Origin of the sequence: Nocardia jinanensis, assembly GCF_014645735.1 — a bacterium.
Classification (GTDB): Bacteria; Actinomycetota; Actinomycetes; order Mycobacteriales; family Mycobacteriaceae; genus Nocardia; species Nocardia jinanensis.
Genome location: NZ_BMMH01000004.1, coordinates 148,240 through 169,700 on the forward strand (window position 1 = coordinate 148,240; position 21,461 = coordinate 169,700).

The 21,461-nt window shown below is 67.6% G+C and carries 15 protein-coding genes; 11 read left to right on the forward strand and 4 right to left on the reverse strand.

All coding sequences use genetic code 11. From position 1 onward, the window contains the following. Nucleotides 1-9: 9 nt before the first annotated feature. A complete protein-coding gene (fasR, locus tag IEY68_RS11900) occupies nt 10-666 on the reverse strand; it encodes an HTH-type transcriptional activator FasR (RefSeq protein ID WP_058854412.1) in 657 nt (218 codons plus the stop codon). 229 nt (nt 667-895) lie between these two features. Here fasR and IEY68_RS11905 point away from each other — a divergent pair, with 229 nt between their 5' ends. The 3 genes from IEY68_RS11905 (at nt 896) to IEY68_RS11915 (ending at nt 4,336) form a co-directional block, all read left to right on the forward strand. Beyond that, on the forward strand, nt 896-1,948 hold the full coding sequence (locus IEY68_RS11905) for a DUF3152 domain-containing protein (protein WP_082681274.1): 1,053 nt from the start codon (nt 896-898) through the stop codon (nt 1,946-1,948). Nucleotides 1,949-2,119: 171 nt separating this feature from the next. Then, a complete protein-coding gene (gene moeZ / locus IEY68_RS11910) occupies nt 2,120-3,301 on the forward strand; it encodes an adenylyltransferase/sulfurtransferase MoeZ (RefSeq protein ID WP_058854411.1) in 1,182 nt (393 codons plus the stop codon). 180 nt (nt 3,302-3,481) lie between these two features. Further along, on the forward strand, nt 3,482-4,336 hold the full coding sequence (locus IEY68_RS11915) for a TIGR02569 family protein (protein WP_267886566.1): 855 nt from the start codon (nt 3,482-3,484) through the stop codon (nt 4,334-4,336). 96 nt (nt 4,337-4,432) lie between these two features. On the opposite strand, the gene IEY68_RS11920 is transcribed toward IEY68_RS11915, so the two are convergent. Together IEY68_RS11920 and IEY68_RS11925 are read right to left on the reverse strand one after the other, a co-directional pair. Continuing rightward, nucleotides 4,433-5,923 carry an MFS transporter gene (locus tag IEY68_RS11920; RefSeq protein ID WP_058854410.1) on the reverse strand — a complete coding sequence of 497 codons (1,491 nt, stop codon included), beginning with the start codon at nt 5,921-5,923 and terminating at the stop codon, nt 4,433-4,435. A gap of 362 nt (nt 5,924-6,285) precedes the next feature. Further along, nucleotides 6,286-6,954, reverse strand: coding sequence for a FadR/GntR family transcriptional regulator (locus tag IEY68_RS11925; protein WP_058854409.1), 669 nt, complete (start codon nt 6,952-6,954; stop codon nt 6,286-6,288). Nucleotides 6,955-7,019: 65 nt separating this feature from the next. On the opposite strand from IEY68_RS11925, the gene IEY68_RS11930 reads away from it, so the two are divergent. The 7 genes from IEY68_RS11930 (at nt 7,020) to IEY68_RS11960 (ending at nt 16,452) form a co-directional block, all read left to right on the forward strand. After that, nucleotides 7,020-8,282, forward strand: a complete 1,263-nt coding sequence (locus tag IEY68_RS11930) for an MFS transporter (protein ID WP_082681272.1) — start codon at nt 7,020-7,022, stop codon at nt 8,280-8,282. Nucleotides 8,283-8,607: 325 nt separating this feature from the next. Continuing rightward, nucleotides 8,608-10,083 carry a nitrate/nitrite transporter gene (locus IEY68_RS11935; RefSeq protein WP_058854512.1) on the forward strand — a complete coding sequence of 492 codons (1,476 nt, stop codon included), beginning with the start codon at nt 8,608-8,610 and terminating at the stop codon, nt 10,081-10,083. Between the two features lie 24 nt (nt 10,084-10,107). Next, a complete protein-coding gene (gene nirB / locus IEY68_RS11940; RefSeq protein WP_062998125.1) occupies nt 10,108-12,636 on the forward strand; it encodes a nitrite reductase large subunit NirB in 2,529 nt (842 codons plus the stop codon). Nucleotides 12,637-12,829: 193 nt separating this feature from the next. Beyond that, nucleotides 12,830-13,231 carry a nitrite reductase small subunit NirD gene (gene nirD / locus IEY68_RS11945; protein WP_058854407.1) on the forward strand — a complete coding sequence of 134 codons (402 nt, stop codon included), beginning with the start codon at nt 12,830-12,832 and terminating at the stop codon, nt 13,229-13,231. Next, nucleotides 13,228-14,448, forward strand: coding sequence for a uroporphyrinogen-III synthase (locus tag IEY68_RS11950; RefSeq protein WP_058854406.1), 1,221 nt, complete (start codon nt 13,228-13,230; stop codon nt 14,446-14,448). The genes nirD and IEY68_RS11950 overlap by 4 nt, the downstream gene beginning before the upstream one ends. Then, on the forward strand, nt 14,445-15,335 hold the full coding sequence (locus IEY68_RS11955) for a sirohydrochlorin chelatase (protein WP_058854405.1): 891 nt from the start codon (nt 14,445-14,447) through the stop codon (nt 15,333-15,335). The genes IEY68_RS11950 and IEY68_RS11955 overlap by 4 nt, the downstream gene beginning before the upstream one ends. Nucleotides 15,336-15,468: 133 nt before the next feature. After that, nucleotides 15,469-16,452 (forward strand): alpha/beta hydrolase, encoded by a 984-nt coding sequence (locus IEY68_RS11960; protein ID WP_058854404.1) that lies wholly within the window; start codon nt 15,469-15,471, stop codon nt 16,450-16,452. Between the two features lie 28 nt (nt 16,453-16,480). On the opposite strand, the gene IEY68_RS11965 is transcribed toward IEY68_RS11960, so the two are convergent. Continuing rightward, nucleotides 16,481-17,209: a chymotrypsin family serine protease gene (locus IEY68_RS11965; RefSeq protein WP_058854403.1), complete on the reverse strand. Its 729-nt coding sequence runs from the start codon at nt 17,207-17,209 to the stop codon at nt 16,481-16,483. Between the two features lie 533 nt (nt 17,210-17,742). On the opposite strand from IEY68_RS11965, the gene IEY68_RS11970 reads away from it, so the two are divergent. Continuing rightward, a complete protein-coding gene (locus IEY68_RS11970; protein ID WP_058854511.1) occupies nt 17,743-21,402 on the forward strand; it encodes a nitrate reductase subunit alpha in 3,660 nt (1,219 codons plus the stop codon). Nucleotides 21,403-21,461 lie beyond the last annotated feature (59 nt).

The following is a 21,461-nucleotide window of genomic DNA, read 5'->3' on the forward strand; positions in this document are numbered from 1 at the left end:
TGTCGCCGATCAGCCGATCGGGTGGAGGGGGACGTGTTTGAGGCCGCCCCAGGCCAGTGCGACCGTGGTGTCGACGGCTTCGTCCTTGGGGATCGGGCGGTCGGCTTCCAGCCAGTATCGGGCGGTGAACTGGCTCGCGCCGACGAGGCCGACCGCGAGGATGCGGGCCCGGTAGGGGTCGAGGCCGGAATCGTGGGCGACGAGGTCGTACACCGCGTCCACGCAGGCTTCGGTGGCTTGTTCGACGCGGCGCTGGACCTGGGGTTCGTTGGTGAGATCGGATTCGAAGACCAGGCGGAAGCCCTGCATCTCGTTGTCCACGAAATCGTAATAGGCCGCTACCGCCGCCCGGACCCGCTGTTTGTTGTCGGTGGTGGAGCGCAGCGCCTGGCGCACGCTCGACACCAGCATGTCGACATAGTTCTGCAGGACGGCGAGGTACAGCTCCAGCTTGCTGGTGAAGTGCTGGTACAGCACGGGCTTGCTGACGCCCGCGCACTGGGAGATCTCGTCCATACCGGAAGCGTGATAGCCGCGTAGCACGAAGATCTCACTGGCAGCTGCGAGTAGTTGCTGGCGCCGTTCGTCACGGGGAAGCCGGGTGCCGCGTTTGGGGGCGGTGCCGGACGACGGGCGGGACGTCATCCGGTCCACGAGGTCGGTCATATCGGATCTCCCAGTCGATTCCCCGGCAAAGGGGTGTGTACCGGGTCTTTCGAGCACCATACTCGCTTCTGATGCTGTTGCCGACCCGGGTGGGCGAACCCGGGAGCGGCCCCGATCCGCATGGTGCCCTACGGGAATGCTGGAAGGTGGCCGGCGCGGTACCCGGTTCGCCCGTGCCTGCGGGTACTTCCATTGTGGCCGGTACGGCGGGTTGTGAGAGTCTGGAGCCGTGACCGACCGACCGGAAAACGCCTCCGGCGGCGGGCGCAGCGCGCACCGCCCCCAGGATTCAGAGCTCGCGATCGCCCCGCGGGCGGCAGTGGCGACGTCGCGCGACGACGAATCCCGGGAGCCGTTGTGCGCGCGCCGGGACCCGGTCGGTGATCCGCCACCGGCGGCCAGGCTTGCCGCCGGTGGGAAGCGGCGTCGGCTGCGGTTCGTGGTGTCCCGGTACGGCTGGCGGGTGTACGCGCTGCCGATCCTGGTGGTGCTGACGGTGTTCGTGGTGGTCGACGCGGTGCGTTCCGGTACGGGGCGTCCCGCCGATCCCATCGAGCCGGGTTTCGGGGCACTCGGCCCGCCCCCGGCCAGCGCGGGGGTCATCGGCGCCCCGCCGGGCGACGGAAGTTTCCCGGAGGATCTGCCGATCGGGGCGCTGCCCGAGGGCGGGAAGTTCACCGAGACCGGAAAGGGGACCTGGCGGATCGTCGCGGGTACCTCGCCGCGCGTCGGCGTGGGTGAGCAGTACACGTTCACCTACACGGTCGAGGTCGAGAACGGTATCGACACACGTAATTTCGGCGGCGACGAATCGGTGGCCCGGATGGTCGAATCGACCCTGGGCAACCCGAAGAGCTGGGTGCACGACCGCAAGTTCGCGTTCCAGCGGATCGATCGCGGTGAACCGGATTTCCGGATCTCGCTCACCGCCCGGGGGACCACCCGCGCGGCCTGCGGTTTCGATATCCCCATCGATTCCTCCTGCTACAACTCCGACGAGGCCCGGGTGGTGCTGTCGGAGGCACGCTGGGTGCGCGGAGCTCCGGCGTTCGACGGCGATATCGGCTCCTATCGGCAATACCTGGTCAACCATGAGGTGGGGCATGCGATCGGCTATCACGGGCATCAGCCGTGTGAGAGCGAGGGCGGCCTGGCCCCGGTGATGATGCAGCAGACCTTCGGTACCGCCAACAACGAGATCGCCGCCCTGGATCCGTACGGCATGGTGCCGATGGACGGGAAGACCTGCCGCTTCAACCCGTGGCCGTATCCGCGCGGCTGAGCCCGCCCGTACGGGATGCGATCACCTTGGGAAGAATGGTTCCCGCGTCGGCGTTGTACAGGGAACCTACGCCGGTGCGGGCGCGGGTCACAGCGGCTACTGGTCACCGGCCGAGCGCACCGCACCCGCGCACACCGCATCCGGCTATTTCGATACGAGGAGTTCGAAGACGTGTCATCACCGCAGTCCCTGCCTCCACTTGTGGAGCCCGCCGCCGAGCTGACCAGGGACGAGGTCGCCCGTTACAGTCGTCACCTGATCATCCCCGACCTCGGGATGGACGGGCAGAAACGGCTGAAGAACGCGAAGGTGCTCGTGATCGGCGCCGGCGGGCTGGGTTCTCCGGCGCTGCTGTACCTGGCCGCCGCCGGGGTGGGCACGCTCGGCATCGTCGAGTTCGACGAGGTCGACGCCTCCAATCTGCAGCGGCAGATCATTCACGGTGAATCCGATATCGGCCGCCCCAAGGCCGACAGCGCCCGCGATTCCATTCTGGAGATCAATTCCGGGATCGATGTGCGGCTGCACAAGATCCGGCTGGAGCCGGAGAACGCGGTGGAACTGTTCGCCGAGTACGACCTGATCGTCGACGGTACCGATAACTTCGCGACCCGTTACCTCGTCAACGATGCCGCGGTACTGGCCGGCAAACCGTATGTCTGGGGTTCGATCTATCGGTTCGAGGGTCAGGTGTCGGTGTTCTGGGAGGATGCCCCGGACGACCGCGGGATCAACTATCGCGATCTGTACCCGGAGGCTCCGCCGCCGGGAATGGTGCCCTCCTGCGCCGAGGGCGGCGTGCTGGGTGTGTTGTGCGCCTCGATCGGTTCGGTCATGGTGACCGAGGCGATCAAGCTCATCACCGGTATCGGCGACCCGTTGCTGGGCCGGCTCATGGTGTACGACGCACTGGATATGAGCTACCGGACCATCAAGCTGCGCCGTGACCCGGCGCGTCAGCCGATCACCGAACTGATCGATTACGAGGCGTTCTGCGGTGTGGTGTCCGAGGAGGGGCAGGCCGCGGCGGCCGGTTCCACCGTGACCGCCCGCGAGCTCAAGGAGCTGCTGGACGCCGGTGATGTGGAGCTGATCGATGTGCGTGAACCCGTCGAGTGGGACATCGTGCATATCGAGGGCGCGACCCTGATCCCGAAGGATCGCATCCTCTCGGGTGAGGCGCTGGCGGAGCTGCCGCAGAACCGCAAGATCGTGCTGCACTGCAAAACGGGTGTCCGGTCGGCCGAAGCGCTGGCCGCGCTCAAGCGGGCCGGTTTCGCCGACGCGACGCATTTGCAGGGCGGGGTTATCGCCTGGGCCCATCAGGTGGATCCCTCGCTGCCGGTGTACTGAGCCGCCCGGGCCACGGGATAACCGTGGCACGCCGCTGACCTGCGCACGAACGGTGCGCGGGTGGCGGTGGCAGTATCCGTTCGCGGTATGTGTCCAGTGCCGGTCGCGGGTGTATCGCGGCACTGCTACGACACGGTGTGGCGCGGTAGCCGGGCTCGGTGGCGGGAGTACGGTACGGCCGTGACCACCACTGTCGAACCCCCCGAGCATGTGCGGGCCACATACGGTCTGCGGGAAATGACCCCCGTCGCCCTGGGCGATTGGGAGGGCGGCTGGCGTCTCGGTGATGTGGTGCTCAGCCCCGTCGCGGATCACGCCCGGGCGGCTTGGTCGGCCAAGATCCGGGAGAGTTTGCGGGTGGACGGGCTGCGGCTGGCCCGCCCGGTGCGGGCCACCGACGGCCGGTATGTGGTGTCGGGCTGGCGGTGCGACACCTTCATGCCGGGTTGCCCGGAACCGCGGCACGACGAGGTGGTCTCGGTCTCGCTGCGGCTGCACAAGGCCACCGCCACCCTGGAGCGGCCCAGGTTCCTTTCCCAGCCGCCGGTCACCCCGTGGCTGGATGTGGATGTTTTCGTGGCCGCGGACCGGGCGGCCTGGGAAGCGGTGCCGTTGCGCACGCTGCGGGCGGCGGGCGCGGTGATGGAGAACTCGCCGGACGGGCGCCACAGCGTCGATCTGATCGGTCAGCTGGCCACGCTGCGCAAACCGGTGCGTACTCCGCCGCAGCTGGTGCACGGCGATCTGTTCGGCACCGTGCTGTTCGCCGGTGCGCAGATGCCCGCGCTCACCGATCTCACTCCGTATTGGCGGCCGCCGGCGTGGGCTGCGGGCGTGATCGTGGTGGATGCGCTGTCCTGGGGCGGGGCCGACGACGGTCTGCTGGAACGCTGGTCCGATCTGCCCGAATGGCCGCAGATGCTGTTGCGCGCGGTGATGTTCCGGCTGGCGGTGCATGTACTGCATCCGCGATCCACACCGGAAGCGCTGCCGGGGCTGGTCCGTACGGCGGATATGGTGCGGTTCCTGCTGTGAGCGGAACCTTTCACAGGTGATGCCGAGGACTGCGATGCACGGAGAGGGGCCCGGCCGGTCGATACCGGCCGGGCCCCTTCTCGCGCTGCGTTGCCCTCAGATGTTGGCGTAGGCCAGTGACGGAACCCGGCCCACCGCGAACGAGGTGCGGCTGTAGAACCACCAGGTGACCCCGGCCATCACCAGGAACGCCACGGCGTAGGCCCAGAACGCCGGTGCCATGGTGCCGAAGTGGGTATTGGACAGCCGCAGTGCCTGCTGGAGCACGAAGCCGCCGAAGGCCCCCACCGCGCCGATGACGCCGATCGCCGCGCCTGCCTGACGCTTCGCCGAAGCGGCCGCTTCCGGAGGCTCCATACCGTGTTCGGAGGCGTACTTCTTCGATTCGGCGCTGAAGATGGACGGGATCATCCGGTAGGTGGAGCCGTTACCGATGCCGGCGAGCACGAACAGCATCAGGAAGGCGAGCAGGTACAGCGGGAAACTCTTCATTTCCAGGGCGGCCATGATGAGCGCGACCGCCACGGCCATCCCGCCGAACACCATGATGGTGATATTCGCCCCGCCGCCGAGTTTGTCCGAGAGCCAGCCGCCGAACGGCCGCGAGAACGAGCCGACCAGCGCACCCAGGAAGGCGAGATTGCCCAGGGTGGTGATCCAGCCGATGTTCGCGAGGTCGGGGAAATTGGCCTTGATGAGCGTGGGGAAGGCGAACGAGAACCCGATGAAGGAACCGAAGGTGCCGATGTACAGGAATGCCATCACCCAGGTGTGCCGGTTGGTCAGCGCCGGTTTGTAGGAGCGGCCGTCCGATTTCGCGGTCGACAGACTGTCCATATAGCGCAGGGCGCCGAACGCGGCGGCCAGGATGAACGGGATCCACACCAGTACCGAGAGGGTTATCCCGAAGCGGTATCCGGCGGCGTCCTTCGCGGTGAGATGGGTGCCCAGGGTGATCAGTAGCGGTACCAGCAGCTGGGTCTGCGCGACGCCGAGATTGCCACCCGCGGCGTTGATCCCGAGTGCCGCGCCCTTCTTGCCGTCGGGGAAGAAGAACGAGATATTGGCCATCGACGAGGAGAAATTTCCCCCGCCGAACCCGGACAGCGCGGCCAGGACCACGAAAACCCACATCGGGGTACCCGGTTGATTGACGAAATAGATCAGGCCCAGGGTGGGAATGAGCAGCATCGCGGCGCTGAAGACGGTGAAGGCCCGTCCGCCGAACCGGGGGATGGCGAAGGTGTAGGGGATGCGCAGGGTCGAACCGACCAGTGTCGGAATGGAAGTGAGCAACAGCGCGTTGCTGACCGCGGTCGGGTTCCCCTTGCCCAGGCCGTCCAGGAAAGCGAATCCGGCGGCGCCCATTCCGGTCACGACGCTCGCCCACAGGACCCAGATGCTGAATCCGAGATTCTCCGCGAACACCGAGAACAGCAGATTCTTCTTGGCGGTGCGATCGGCGCCGGATTTCCAGAACCGCTCGTTGTCGGGCTCCCACCGGTCGATCCAGCGACCCCGGCGCTGGTGGGTGAAAGTTGTTGTCGTATCGGGTGGTTGCTGGCCGGTGTCGACTATCGCGGTCATCGGCGTCCCTCTCGTCGTTACTCGACGCCCCCCGGACGGGGCGCCCTGCTGCGGCAGCCGGGCGGTCGAGTGCGGTGTTGTGACGTGAGAAAACGCTAGAAGCCGGGTGTTTCGCTGAAATAGCGCGCAATGACGATCGCCACAAATCCCGCTCACGGAGCGGGAACGCCCGGGTGATCGGTCCGTAACCTCGATGGAACCCGGCCAAGATCGCGTCTGAGGGTGTTGTGTTCGGAGTGTGGGTATGTGGACGCGTATGGCCGGAGCGAATGCGGGGGTGCGCCGAGGATCGCGTCTGAGGGTGTTGTGTTCGGAGTGTGGGTATACGGACGCGCATGGCCGGAGCGAATGCGGAGGTACGCCTAATGACCGGGGTAGTCGGCCAGCAAGGTGTCGAGGAAGCATCGGGTGGTCCGGGCGGCCTTTTCGGCGTCGCCGTCGACGATCGCCTGTACCAGTTCGCGGTGTTCGGCGGCGTACCAGCTGTCGATACGGTCGGTGCGCGAGCGGATCCCGGATTCGATGTAGCCGAGTAGCGAATCGTAGAACTCGATATAGACGGCGTTTCCGCTGGCGAGCACGATCGCCCGGTGCAGCTGGACATCGGCTTCGATGGCCGCGGTCCGGTCCACTCGCCAGAGCCGGTTGCGGTCGTCGAGTAGCCGGCGCAGGGTGGCGATATCGGAATCGTCGCGCCGGTGCGCGGCCAGCGCGGCGGCGGTGGACTCGATACCGTGACGTAGTTCCAGTACGTCACGTTCGGCGGCCTCGGCGAAGTATTTGGCGAGGGTCCCGCCCACTTCCGAGGTCGCGATGACGTACGTACCGGAGCCCTGCCGCCGTTCCAGCATGCCGGCATGAACCAGCGCTTGGACGGCTTCGCGTAGGGTGTTGCGGCCGGTGCCGGTGAGTTCTGCCAGTTCGGGTTCGGTGGGGATCCGCGTCCCGATCGGCCAGCGTCCCGAGCGGATGTCGTCTTTGAGTTGCTCGGTCACTTGGGCGATGAGGCTGGTGCGGCGCACGCTTTGCACGGCAACAGAGTACCGCCCATCACAATCTTATTGCCCCAGTCATAGGGTCATCCTATGATTTCTCGGTGACTGCAGCGCTGCCCGAGACCACCCAAGCGGCCGATTCACCCCTCGAGCAGCGGAAACGCAGTCTTATCGAGGGTCGGCTACTGGTACTCGCAGCTATTGTCGTGTCCGCTCTGGTCCTCCGGGTAGCGGTCACCGCGTTCACACCGCTCGCCGATGACATCGGCCGGGAGATCGGTTACTCCACCGCCGTTGTCGGTGTCTTCGGCATGATCCCCACGCTGATGTTCTCCATCACGGGCCTGCTGACCCCGCTGCTGGTCCGTGCGATCGGCCTGGAACGCACTGTGCTGATCGCGATGGCGGCCGCGGGTACGGGCATGCTGGTACGGGTTCTCGTCTCGGGGACGGTCGAACTGCTGCTGTTCTCCGCGCTCGCGCTCGGGGGTATGGGTATCGGCAATATCGTGGTCCCGCCGCTGGTCAAGCGCTATTTCCCGGATCGGCTCGCCACGGTGAGCGCGCTCTACATCACGATGGTGCAGATCGGTACCGTGCTGCCCGCACTGGTAGCGGTACCGCTTGCCGAGGCGCACGGATGGCGTGTCTCGCTGGGTGTGTGGGCGCTGCTCGGTTTCGCGGCGGCGGTGCCCTGGATCGGCGTGCTGCGGGTTCGTCGCGGGCGCGCGGCCGCCGATAAGACCGGCCTGCCCGACCCGGGCAGTACGCCGGCGCCCCAGGTGTGGCGGTCGCCGCTGGCCTGGGGGATGGCGGCCACCTTCGGTATGACCTCGCTCACCACCTATTCGGTATTCACCTGGCTACCCACGATCCTCGCCGACGCCGGTGCCGACGCGGCCTTCGGTGGGTCGATGGTGGCGCTGTTCGCGCTCGTCGGACTAGTCGCCGCGCTGACCGCGCCCACGGTGGCCGCCCGGCTCACCAACCCGTACCCGGTGGTCGTCGGCTGCGCCGTGTGTTTCCTGGTGTCCTTCGCCGGTCTGCTCCTCGCACCGATGAGCGTGCCCATCCTGTGGGTGGCGATTCTGGGTCTCGGTCCGAGCACTTTCCCGATGACACTCACCTTGATCAACCTGCGGACCCGTACCCCGGCCGGTTCGGCGGCTCTGTCGGGTTTCACGCAGGGTGTCGGCTACGCGCTGGCCTGTGTCGGGCCGCTGGTCTTCGGCATGCTGCACACGATCACCGACGGGTGGGCGGCGCCGTTCGCGCTGCTCTGTGTCGCGGTGCTGGTGCTGCTCATCGGTGCCTGGCAGGCCTGCAAACCGCGGATGCTCGAGGATTCGATCGCGGCGCGCTGAACCGCGCACGCGGGACAGGTGCCCGACATCGGATCCGGCGCCCCGGGTTGCGGCCGGCAGTGACGCAGGTCATCATCGGACCGAGCCCTCACCGTGAATATCGGCGGATATCGGCACTTCGTCACCAGCGGAAATGCTGATGTCACAACGAGTTAACATCGGCGGGCTTCTCACCTGAGCGGTTCGGGCCGCGTGAGAAACCGTTGATTCGACGGTCATTTTGGGCAGCATTGCCGCAATACCCGTTTCCTACCGTGGGGTCGAACCACGTTGGGAGGCCCTTTTGAGCACGGAGACCGAAAGCCGCGGCGACGCCCTATCGGCGATGTTCCGGCGGCCGAAGCTGGAGCGCTGGGACGCCGAGGACACCGCGGCCTGGGAGGCCGGCGGTAAGAAGATCGCCACGCGCAATCTGATCTGGTCGGTCGTCGCCGAGCACATCGGGTTCTCGATCTGGTCCATCTGGTCGGTCATGGTGCTGTTCATGCCGACCGAGACCTACGGGATCGACGCGGCGGGCAAATTCTTCCTGGTCGCGGTACCGACCCTGGTCGGTGCCATCCTGCGTATCCCGTACACGGTCGCCACGGCCCGGTTCGGTGGCCGCAACTGGACGGTGTTCAGCGCCGCCGCGCTGCTGGTACCGGCCGCTCTGACCCTGTACTTCGTGAACCAGCCCGGTACGTCCTATACGACCTTCCTGATCGTCGCGGCGTTCGCCGGTCTGGGCGGCGGCAACTTCGCCTCCTCGATGACCAATATCAATGCGTTCTACCCGCAGCGGCTCAAGGGCTGGGCTCTGGGGATGAACGCGGGCGGCGGCAATATCGGCGTCCCCGTCATCCAGTTGTTCGGCCTGCTGGTCATCGCGACCCTCGGCGACGAGTACGCCTCGATCATCTGCGCGGCCTATCTGGTGCTGGTGGTGCTCGCCGGACTCGGCGCCGCGCTGTTCATGGACAACCTGCCCAACCAGAAGGCCGATCTGTCCTTCATGCTCACCGCGCTGAAAGTGCCGCAGTCCTGGGCGGTTTCGTTCCTCTACATCGGCACTTTCGGATCCTTCATCGGGTACAGCTTCGCCTTCGGCCAGATCCTGCAGATCAGCTTCGTCGCCGGTGGGGACACCGCCGCCCAGGCCACGCTGCACGCCGCGCAGATCGCTTTCATCGGACCGCTGCTCGGCTCGATCGCCCGCCCCTACGGCGGCAAGCTCGCCGACCGGATCGGTGGCAGCCGGGTGACCCTGTTCACCTTCGCGGCCATGATGGTCGCGGCGGTGGCGGTGGCTTCGGCCTCGACTGTCGCCGACGGCTCGCACAAGGGGTTCTCGGGTCCGGTGCTGGGCGTGCTGGTGGCCGGTTTCGTGGCGCTGTTCGTTCTGTCCGGCCTGGGCAACGGATCGGTCACCAAGATCATCCCGTCGGTTTTCGACGCCAAATCGCGCAGCCTGGACGCGAGTCCCGCCGAACGCGCTGCCTGGGCGCAGAACACCTCCGGTGCGCTGATCGGCTTCGTGGGTGCCATCGGTGCCCTGGGCGGTGTCGCTATCAACCTGGTGCTGCGGTCGTCCTACTCCGCGACCCAATCCGCGACCACCGCCTTCTGGGTGTTCATGGCGTTCTACGTCGCCTGTGCCCTGGTCACCTGGGCGGTGTTCCTGCGCCGCCCCGGCGCCCCGTCCCGCGACCACGAGGTCGTCGCCGTCGCCGAGGCCCTGGTCCGCCGGGCCGAATCCGGCCCCCACAACTCCGCCCAGCCCACCGAATCCCGGTCCGCCCGGTCGTCGGCGAACCTCTGACACCGGATCCCCACGGAGGACACCATGAACGCACAGCGCAGAACAGTCGTCGTCGCCGGTCACGGCATGGTCGGGCACCGGTTCGTCGAGGCGATCCGCTCGCGGGACGAGGCGGGGCAGTGGCAGGTCGTCGTACTCGGCGAAGAGAAACTGGCTGCCTACGACCGGGTCGGGCTGTCCTCCTACGTCGGTAACTGGGAAACCGCCTCGCTGGCGCTGCCGGGTAACGAGTACGCCGGCGACGATCTGGTCGACCTGCGGCTCGGGCAGCGGGCCGAGACCATCGACAAGGACGCCCAGAAGGTCACCACCACCTCCGGTGAGGTGCTCGACTACGACGCGCTCGTCCTGGCGACGGGTTCCTATCCGTTCGTGCCACCCGTGCCGGGGCACGAACACCCGGAATGCTTCGTCTACCGGACCCTCGAGGATCTGGACGGCATCCGGTCCGCGGCCGATGCGGCCGGTCCGGGCGCGCACGGCGTGGTCGTCGGCGGCGGTCTGCTCGGGCTGGAGGCAGCCAACGCGCTGCGCCTGCTCGGGCTGACCCCGCACGTGGTGGAGTACAACGACCGCCTGATGCCGGCCCAGGTCGACGAGGGCGGCGGCGCGATCCTGGAGAAGCTGGTCACCGATCTGGGGCTGGCGGTGCACACCGGGGTGGGCACCGCCGGGATCGAGCGCAACGAGGCGGCCGACCCGGCCGAACGGCTGCGGATCACGCTGTCCGACGACAGCGCGATCGATGCCGCGCTCGTGGTGTTCTCCGCGGGTGTCCGCCCGCGGGACCAGATCGCCCGCGACGCCGGTCTCGAGGTCGGCCCGCGCGGCGGTGTGATCACCGATCTGGGTCTGGCCACCTCCGATCCGAATATCTACGCGATCGGCGAATGCGCGGCGATCGAGGGAGTCTGCTACGGCCTGGTGGCGCCGGGGTACACGACCGCCGAGATCGTGGCCGACCGCCTGCTGGGCGGTGCCGGTGAGTTCCCCGGCGCCGATATGTCCACCAAGCTGAAGCTGCTCGGTGTGGATGTGGCGAGCTTCGGCGACGCCCACGGCACCACCGAGGGTGCGCTGTCGGTGGTGCTGCACGACGCGGCCCGGGGCACCTACGCGAAATTGGTGATCTCCGACGACGCGCAGACTCTGCTCGGCGGCATCCTGGTCGGCGACGCCACCCAATACGCCGCGCTGCGGCCGCTGGTCGGCCGTCCGCTACCGGCCGAACCCGCCGCGCTGATCTCGCCGGCCGGTGCGGAACTGGGCGCCGACGCACTGCCCGACGAGGCGCAGATCTGCTCCTGCAACGATGTGAGCAAGGGCGCCATCTGCGGCGCGATCGCCGAGGGCGCCTGCGATATCCCGGCCATCAAGGCCTGCACCAAGGCCGGGACCTCCTGTGGCGGCTGTGTGCCGATGATCAAGAAGGTGCTCGAACAGTCCGGTGTCGAGATGTCCAAGGCTCTGTGCGAGCACTTCGGGCAGTCGCGCGCGGAACTGTTCCAGATCGTGCAGGCCACCGGTATCCGCACCTTCTCCGAGCTCATCGCCCGGCACGGCAAGGGCACCGGCTGCGATATCTGCAAGCCGACCGTGGCTTCCATCCTCGCCTCCACCTCCAGTGATCACATCCTGGAGGGTGAACAGGCCGCGTTGCAGGACACCAACGACCACTTCCTGGCCAATATGCAGAAGAACGGCACCTACTCGGTGGTGCCGCGGATGCCGGGCGGGGAGGTCACCCCGGAGCAGCTGATCGTGATCGGCGAGGTCGCCAAGGAGTTCGGGCTCTACACCAAGATCACCGGCGGGCAGCGGATCGATCTGTTCGGGGCCCGCGTCGAACAGCTGCCGCTCATCTGGAAGCGGCTCGTGGACGCCGGCATGGAATCGGGCCATGCGTACGGAAAATCGCTGCGTACGGTCAAGAGCTGCGTCGGATCCACCTGGTGCCGGTACGGCCAGCAGGATTCGGTGGGCATGGCCGTGCTGCTGGAGAAGCGCTACCGTGGACTGCGGTCGCCGCACAAATTGAAGCTGGCGGTCTCCGGTTGCGCCCGCGAATGCGCCGAAGCCCGCGGCAAGGATGTGGGTGTCATCGCCACCGAGACCGGGTGGAATCTCTACGTCGGCGGCAACGGCGGCCTTACTCCCAAGCATGCGGTGCTGCTGGCGGGCGATCTCGACGACGAGGCCCTGATCGCCTATATCGACCGCTACCTGATGTTCTACATCCGCACCGCGGACCGGCTGCAACGCACCGCGCCGTGGCAGGAGGACCTCGGTATCGACTACATCCGTGAGGTGGTCTGCGCGGACAGTCTCGGGATCGCCGCCGATCTGGAGAAGGCGATGACCGACCATGTGGCCGGCTACCGCGACGAATGGGCCGCGGTTCTCGACGACGAGGAGAAGCTGTCCCGGTTCGTATCCTTCGTCAACGCCCCGGCCGAGGCCGACCCGACCATCGCCTTCGACGAGAGCGGTGAGCGCAAGGTCCCGGTGCTGCTCGGCCTGCCCGGCATGCCCGGAGGAGGTAGCGGAGCGTGACCACGCAGGGCAGGGCGGGCAGGCCTGTGGGCAGAGCCTGCCCGGCATGCCCGGAGGAGGTAGCGGAGCGTGACCACGCAGGGCAGGGCGGGCAGAGCAGCGCGACCCGCTACGACTGGGAAATGACGGCTTAACCGCCAGGAAACAGGCTGCCGGTACCAATGGGTAACGGCGCGCGGAGGAGAACACCGATATGACCGTGATCGATACCCCAGCAGTTGTTCCGGCCACCACCACAGGGTGGACCCGGGCTTGCCCGCTCGAATACCTGATCCCCGGCCGTGGTGTGGCGGTACTGCTGCCCGGCGGCGCCCAGGCGGCCCTGTTCCTGTTGCCCGAGGGCACGCTCTACGCGGTCGGCAATATCGACCCCTTCGGCCGGGCGGCGGTGATGTCGCGCGGTATCGTCGGCGACCGCGGCGGCGAGCCGGTGGTCGCGTCGCCGCTGCTGAAGCAGGCCTTCTCTCTGCTCGACGGGCGGTGCCTGGACAACGATACGGAGAGCCTGCCGGTATATTCCGTGCGCGTGGACGACGGACAGGTATCGATTTCGGACCGGCCCGTAACCGTGGCCCCGAACGGCTGCCCCGCATGACAGTTCCGGACGCGAGTGCCTCGCTGGCCGGTTTCACCATCGGTATCACCGCGGCCCGGCGGGCCGAGGAATTCGCCACCCTGCTCACCCGGCGGGGTGCGTCGGTAGTGTCCGCGCCGGCCATCCGGATCATTCCGCTCGCCGACGACACCGAACTGGAGCGGGTGACCGAGGAGCTGGTCGCGGACCCGGCACAGATCACCGTGGCGACCACCGGGATCGGATTCCGCGGCTGGATGGAGGCCGCCGAGGGTTGGGGGCTGGCCGAGCAGTTGCGGTCCGCCCTGGGTGGGACCCGGATGCTCGCGCGCGGTCCCAAGGCCAAGGGCGCGATCCGGGCCGCCGAACTGCGCGAGGAGTGGTCCCCGGCCTCGGAGTCCTCGGCCGAGGTGCTGGATCACCTGCTGGCCGAGGGTGTCGAGGGTGTCCGGATCGCGGTCCAGCTGCACGGTGCCACCACTGAATGGGAACCGATTCCCGATTTCTGTGAAGTGCTGCGCTGCGCGGGCGCCGATGTGGTGCCGGTCCCGGTGTACCGGTGGGAGCCGCCCGCCGACCGCGGCCCGATGGACCAGCTGATCGAGGCCATCGTGACCTCGGCGATCGACTGTGTGACCTTCACCAGCGCCCCGGCCGTCGCGTCGATGCTGATGCGCGCCAAGGAAACCGGAGTGCTCGAGGGCGTATTGCACGCCCTGCGGAGCAGGGTGCCGGCGGCCTGTGTCGGACCGATCACCGCAGCCCCGCTCGAGGAGCTCGGCGTGCCCACCACGATGCCCGGCCGGGCTCGGCTGGGCGCGCTGGCCCGCCATGTCGCCGAGGAGTTGCCGCGTCGTGCCGGGCGGATCAACGCCTCCGGCCACACCATCAGCGTGCGCGGTGCGTGCGTGGTGGTCGACGGCACGGTGAAACAGCTCGCCCCGGCGCCGATGGCGCTGATGCGGTCGCTGGCTCGCCAGCCCGGCCGGGTCGTCTCCCGCGAGGATCTGCTGGCGGCGCTGCCCGGCGGTGGTGACGATACGCATGCTGTGGAGACCGCGATCGCCCGGTTGCGGGCGGGTCTGGGCACTCCGAAGGCGATCCAGACCGTGGTCAAGCGCGGATACCGGCTGGCCATGGATCCCGCGGAATGCACCGATAACAATGCCGATTCCGCGCCGCTGCCGGCGGTCCCGCCGCGTAACGCGCGCTACGTCCGCACGGTGGTGCCCGGATGAGTCCCGCGCCGCCCGCGCTGGTGCTGGTCGCGCACGGCACCCGCAGCGCCAAGGGTGTGCAGATGATCGCCGCACTGGCCGAAGCGGTCGGCCACGAACTGGATCACCGGCCGGGCTCACCGGACGGCCGGTGCGGGCATACCGTCGTGCCGGATTCACCGAGCCGGGATCGCCGGGCCACGATACTGCCCGGCACCTACGCGTTCTGCGGTTGCGTGCCGGGTCCGACGGCGGGCCCCGAACCCGAGGTCGCCGCGAACCCGGTGGTACGCACCGCGTTCGTCGATGTGCTCGGTCCGTCGCCCGCCGAGGTGCTGCGCGATCTGGCCGCCCGGTCCACTACGGCCGGCGAACCTGTTCCGGCCGTCGTGGTCCCGGCCTTTCTGGCCTCCGGGTACCACGTCTACCAGGACGTTCCCCGCGAGGTGGCGGAGAGCGGTCATCCGGCCGTGACCGTCACCGCCGCGATGGGTCCGGACCCGGCGCTGGCCCGGGTCATGGCCTTACGGCTGCGGGCGGCCGGTTGGCGTCCCGGTGACGCCGTGGTCTTCGCGGCCGCGGGATCCTCGGACCTGCGTGCCCGTGCCGATGTGCGCCGCGCCGCCGCCGTGCTCACCGCGCAACTCGCGACTCCGGTGCGTACCGCCTACGTCGCCACCGGGGCTCCGCGCGTTCCGGAGGTGGTGGAACAGGTGCGGGCGACCGGGCAGGAGCGGGTGTTCATCGCCACCTATCTGCTCGCGCACGGGCTCTTCCACGACAGGCTGCACCAGGCGGGTGCGACCGGAGTGGCCGAGCCGATCGGGGTGCATCCCGCCGTGGTCCGGTTGATCGCGGATCGCTACCGGTCCGCCGTCCGGGACGCGGACCGCGAAGGTGTGCGCTGACCCGTCCGCTGGAGCGATCACGCGGAGGGGCCCCGGTCAGCGTGCATCGCTGCCTCAGGAAATCTCCGGCGCGGTAGCGATGTACCTCGGTGATTACGGCTCGACCACGCGCCCTTCGTGATAGAAACCCTGCATGTACCGGCTGCCGCGTTGCCTGGTGTACCTGTTCACGCTGTGTGTGGCGCTGCTACCGGTGGTGTCCGCGGCCCCGGCCACCGCGGAGGGGCCCGCCCGGATTCTGGATGTGCGCCCGCTCGGCGGCCGCCAGTTCGAAGTGGTGGTGCATTCGGCCGCCATGGACAAGCCGATCATCCTGTGGATATCGCATCCCGGCCCCGGCGCGCCCACGCTGTACCTGCTCAACGCCGTCGACGGTGGCGAAGACGGTGGTCCGTGGACGCGGCGCACCGATGTCGGGGAGTTCTTCGCGGACAAACCGGTCAACGTGGTGGTCCCGATGAGCGGCCGGGCCAGTTATTACACCGACTGGCTCGCCGACGATCCGGTGCTGGGCCGGAACAGATGGGAAACCTTCCTGACCCGCGAACTACCGCCGCTGCTGGATGCCCGGTTCGCGGCCACCGGCCGCAACGCGGTGGCGGGTCTGTCGATGTCGGCGACTTCCGCGTTGAACCTGGCGATCCATGCGCCCGGGTTGTATCAGGCGGTCGGCGCCTACAGCGGCTGCACCCGGACCAGCGATCCGGCGGCGCGGGCCATCGTGTACTCACAGCTGGCGGCTTTCGGGGCGAACGCGACCAATATGTGGGGCGCGCCGGACAATCCGGCCTGGCTCGACCATGATCCGATGCTGCATCTGGACCGGCTGCGCGGGACCGCGGTGTACGTCTCCGCCGGAAACGGGATGCCGGCACAGCACGACGTGCTGAACTCGCGTGGCGTCGAAGGCGATCCACTGCGGCTGGCCGACCGGATGCTCGTGGGCGGTGTCATGGAGTCGGTGGTCGGCGCTTGTACCGGTCCGCTGGCCGCCGCCCTGGCCGGGGCCGGGGTACCGGCGACCGTCCATTTCCATCCGGGAACCCACGCCTGGTCGTACTGGCAGGACGATGTGCACCGGTCCTGGCCCGTTTTCGCCGGTGCGCTCGGCGTCTGAGCCGATTCGGCCCAGCGATCGAGCCGGCTCAGACCCGGTACCACACGAAGTGGTCGTCGCGGGTCGGACCGTACCGGTCGATCTGCTCGAACAGCAGAGCGGCGGGCTCCACGACCGCGCTGCGGCCCTGCGCGTCGTCGTAGGCCACCAGAATCCCGACGAACGCGGCGTGGCCGTCGGCGGTCTGCCGGTAGACCACCGCGCCGGAATCGCCGGCCTCGGCGCCGAGCGCGTTGGTCGCGTACAACCATTCTTCGTTTGCTTCGGTGATCGATCCGCAAGTCCAGCTCGTGGTCGCGCCGATCTTGCAGATCTCCTGGCCCAGTTGCGGTTTCATATCCACGGTGGACAGCCCGAACCGTCCCATGGACGCGGCGGCACCGATGCCCTCGTACAGCCGGATCAGCCCGAACCCGAATTTCAGGCCCTCGTCGGGGCGATGGTGTTCGAAGAAGCCGATCGGATTGCCGACCTTGTCGGTGACGATTCCCTGGTGATAGCAGTGGCCCGCGGTCACCGCGTACTGTGCCGTGCCGATCGAGCCGGTGAGCCCCACGGTGCAGCGGGTGGTCACCGCTTTGCCGTCGGCTATCTCGGTGTGCCGGATCTCCATCCCCGGATACACCGTCACCGCGGGTGCGGCCGTGGCTACGGATCCGGGTATCAGCGCCGCACTGCCCACCGCGACCACCGCGCATACGGTGGCCGTGATGGATACCGGACGCAGACTCCGCCCCCACCGGAAAACGCTGAACATGGCGTACCTCGAACCTGCTCGAGCGACCGCCGCGCGGTCGGATCGGGCAGTCAGCGTAGGCGATTTGCGGCCGCCGCGCCCGAACAGCATTCCCAGTACGTGGAAGGGACGGCCGAGGTTTCCGGCTGATCGGCGGACAGTGGGTGACGCCCGCCACTCGAGGGTATGTAAACAAATGTAAACCGCTGGAGAAGCGGCGATTTCCGAAATTTCACCGTCCGGGCCCGAATCGTCGCCCCGAAGGGGTGATCCAGCGCATTCACCCGTGTTTTCCCAGGTGCACCGTTTCGAAGTCGACTGTGCGCACCGACCTGCCGTGACAACCGGATTGCGGTGACCTCACAGCTCACCGACCTGCACTTTTCGATGTGAGAACGCCGTTTGGCCTGGTCGGGCGCCGTCTCTACAGTCGGAAACATCAGCCCGATTCACCGCTTGCAGAAGAAGGGGGCGTCGTGGTTGTTTCACGTACTCCGGGCTCGGCGCATACCGCTGCGGAACGGCATTCCGGGGAACCGGCCGCCGGTGACGCACTGCTGCGGCTGGGTAAGTACTTCCAGCGCGGTGAGGTCTCCGCGGACCACCGCACCGTGCACAAGGTCGGCGGACGCGATGCCGACGACTTCTACCGCGACCGTTGGTCGCACGACAAGGTGGTGCGTTCCACGCACGGTGTGAACTGCACCGGATCGTGTTCCTGGAAGATCTACGTCAAGGACGGTGTGATCACCTGGGAGTCCCAGCAGACCGACTATCCGTCGGTCGGGCCGGACAAACCGGAGTACGAACCGCGCGGCTGCCCCCGCGGCGCGTCCTTCTCCTGGTACACCTATTCACCCGCCCGGGTCCGATACCCGTACGTCCGGTCCACACTGCTGGAGCTGTACCGCGAAGCCAAGCAGAAGCTCAAGGACCCCGTGCTGGCCTGGGCCGATATCGTCGAGGACCCGGAGCGCGCCCGTAAGTACAAGGCCGCGCGCGGTAAGGGTGGTTTCGTCCGCGCCGAGTGGTGGGAGGCCGCCGAGATCGCGGCCGCGGCCCATGTGCACACCATCAAGCAGTACGGCCCGGACCGGGTCGCCGGATTCTCGCCGATCCCGGCCATGTCCATGGTCAGTCACGCGGTGGGCGCCCGGTTCATCTCGCTGCTCGGCGGGTCGATGCTGTCGTTCTACGACTGGTACGCCGATCTCCCGGTGGCCTCACCGCAGGTGTTCGGTGATCAGACCGATGTGCCCGAATCGGCGGATTGGTTCGATGCGGGCTACCTCATCATGTGGGGTTCCAACGTCCCGGTGACCCGTACCCCGGACGCCCACTACATGACCGAGGCCCGGTATCGCGGCCAGAAGGTCGTGGTGGTGTCCCCGGACTACGCCGACAACACCAAGTTCGCCGACGAATGGGTGGCTGCCCGTCCGGGTACCGACGCCGCGCTGGCCATGGCCATGGGTCATGTGGTGCTGCGGGAGTTCTTCGTCGACCGGGATACGCCCCGGTTCCTGGATTACATCCGCAAGTACACCGATCTGCCGTTCCTGATCACGCTGGAGGAAGGGGCGGACGGGGTCGCGGTGCCGGGCAAGTTCCTGACCGCGGCCGATCTCGGCAATACCGACGAGGGCGCCGAATTCCGGACCATCCTGCTCGACGGTACCGGCGCGCCGGTGGTGCCGAACGGATCGCTGGGGGATCGGTTCGGCGAGAACGGCACCGGACGCTGGAACCTGGATCTCGGGGGTGTCGAGCCACTCCTGACGCTGTACGGCCGCACCGACGATGCTGCGGCCGTACAGTTCCCCCGGTTCGATACCGATGCTCCCGGGGTGCTCACCCGCGGGGTGCCGACCGCCGTAGTCGCCGGGAAACGGGTCACCACGGTCTTCGATCTGCTGCTCGCGCAGTACGCGGTGGGTCGTCCGGGTCTGCCGGGTAACTGGCCGGACGGTTACGACGACGCCACCGAGCCCTATACCCCTGCCTGGCAGGAAACCATCACCGGCGTCCCGGCCGTGCAGGCCCGGCGGATCGCCCGGGAATTCGCCGACAATGCCGACCGGTCCGGCGGCCGGTCGATGATTCTGATGGGCGCCGGGACCAATCACTGGTTCCACTCCGACCAGATCTACCGGTCCTTCTTCACCCTGACCCTGCTCACCGGCTGCCAGGGCGTGAACGGCGGCGGCTGGGCGCATTACGTGGGACAGGAGAAGTGCCGTCCGGTGACCGGCTGGTCCACGCTGGCGTTCGGGCTGGACTGGCAGCGCCCGCCGCGTCAGATGCAGGGCACGGTGTTCTGGTACCTGACCAACGATCAGTGGCGCTACGACCCTTTCACCGCCGATGCTTTCTCCTCGCCGCTGGGCACGGGGAAGTTCGCCGGTCGCACGGCGGCGGACAATATCGCGCTGGCGACCCGGCTGGGCTGGATGCCCTCGTACCCGACCTTCGACCGCAACCCGCTGGATCTGGCCGACGAGGCCGAAGCCGCCGGACGTTCGGCCGCCGACCATGTGGTGGACGGGCTGAAATCCGGTGACCTCCGGTTCGCCTGCGAGGATCCCGACGCCCCGGAGAACTTCCCGCGCGTGCTCACCGTCTGGCGGGCCAATCTGCTCGGCTCCTCCGGTAAGGGCAACGAGTACTTTCACCGGCATCTGCTGGGCGCGGATTCCAATCTGCAGACCACCGACACCACCGGTGTCCGGCCCGAGGAACTGGTCTGGCGCGACGAAGCCGCCACCGGGAAACTGGATCTGCTGCTCTCGCTGGACTTCCGGATGACCAGCACCACGCTGTTCTCCGATATCGTGCTCCCGGCCGCCACCTGGTACGAGAAATACGATCTGTCCTCGACGGATATGCATCCGTTCGTCCACGCCTTCACCCCGGCGATCTCACCGCCGTGGGAGGCGAAAACCGATTTCGAGGCGTTCCACCGGATCGCCCGCGGTTTCTCCTGGCTCGCCGAGAAGCATCTCGGGGTCCGCAAGGACGTCGTCGCGGTGCCGTTGCAGCACGATTCACCGGACGCCATGGCCCAGGCCGGGGGCCGGGTGCTGGACTGGAGAGCGGGGGAATGCGAACCGATCCCGGGCAAGACCATGCCGAAACTCGTGGTGGTCGAACGGGACTATCCGAAGATCGCGGAGAAGATGGCCGCGCTGGGGCCGCTGGTGGAAACCGTTGGTCTCACCACCAAGGGCATCACCACCGTTCCCGCTGCCGAGGTCGAATATCTCGCGGGCGTGAACGGGACCGTGGTGTCCGGAGTGGCGCAGGGCCGGCCCTCGCTGGCCAAGGACAACCATGCGGCGGAAGCGATCCTGGCCCTGTCCGGCACCACCAACGGGCGGCTGGCGGTGGAAGGGTTCCGCGCCCTGGAACGCCGGACCGGTACCGAGCTGGCGGATCTGGCGGCCGAACACGAGGGTAAGCGGATCACCTTCGCCGACACTCAGGCGCGGCCGGTTCCGGTGATCACCTCACCGGAGTGGTCGGGATCGGAGACCGGTGGACGCCGGTACTCGCCGTTCACCATCAACACCGAACGGCTCAAACCTTGGCATACGCTCACCGGCCGCCAGCATTTCTATCTCGACCACGATTGGATGATCGAACTCGGCGAACAGTTGCCGACCTTCCGGCCGCCGCTGGACATGACGGCCCTGTTCGCCGAACCCGCTGTCGGCGATATCAGCGACAGCGGGGTCACCGTCCGGTACCTGACCCCGCACTCCAAATGGTCGATCCACTCCGCGTACCAGGACAACCTGCACATGCTGACCCTTTCGCGCGGTGGACAGACCATCTGGATGTCGGAGAAGGACGCCGCCAAGATCGGGGTGGCCGACAACGACTGGATCGAGGCGATCAATCGCAACGGTGTGGTAGTGGCCCGCGCCATCGTCTCGCACCGGATGCCCGAGGGCACCGTGTTCATGTACCACGCGCAGGACCGCGCGGTGGACGTCCCGCGGATCGAGGGAACCGCGGAAGAGGACAAGCCCTTCAAGGGCAAGGGCAAACGCGGCGGTATCCACAACGCGCTGACCCGCATCATGATCAAACCCACGCACCTGATCGGCGGCTACGCCCAGCAGTCGTTCGCGCTGAACTACCACGGCCCGACCGGTAACCAGCGCGACGAAGTCACCACGATCCGTCGCCGCAGCCAGCAGGTCGAGTACTGAGGTGATCGGGTCGAGCGCGGAGGCGGTAGCGCAGCGTAACCACGTAGCGCTCCCGATCA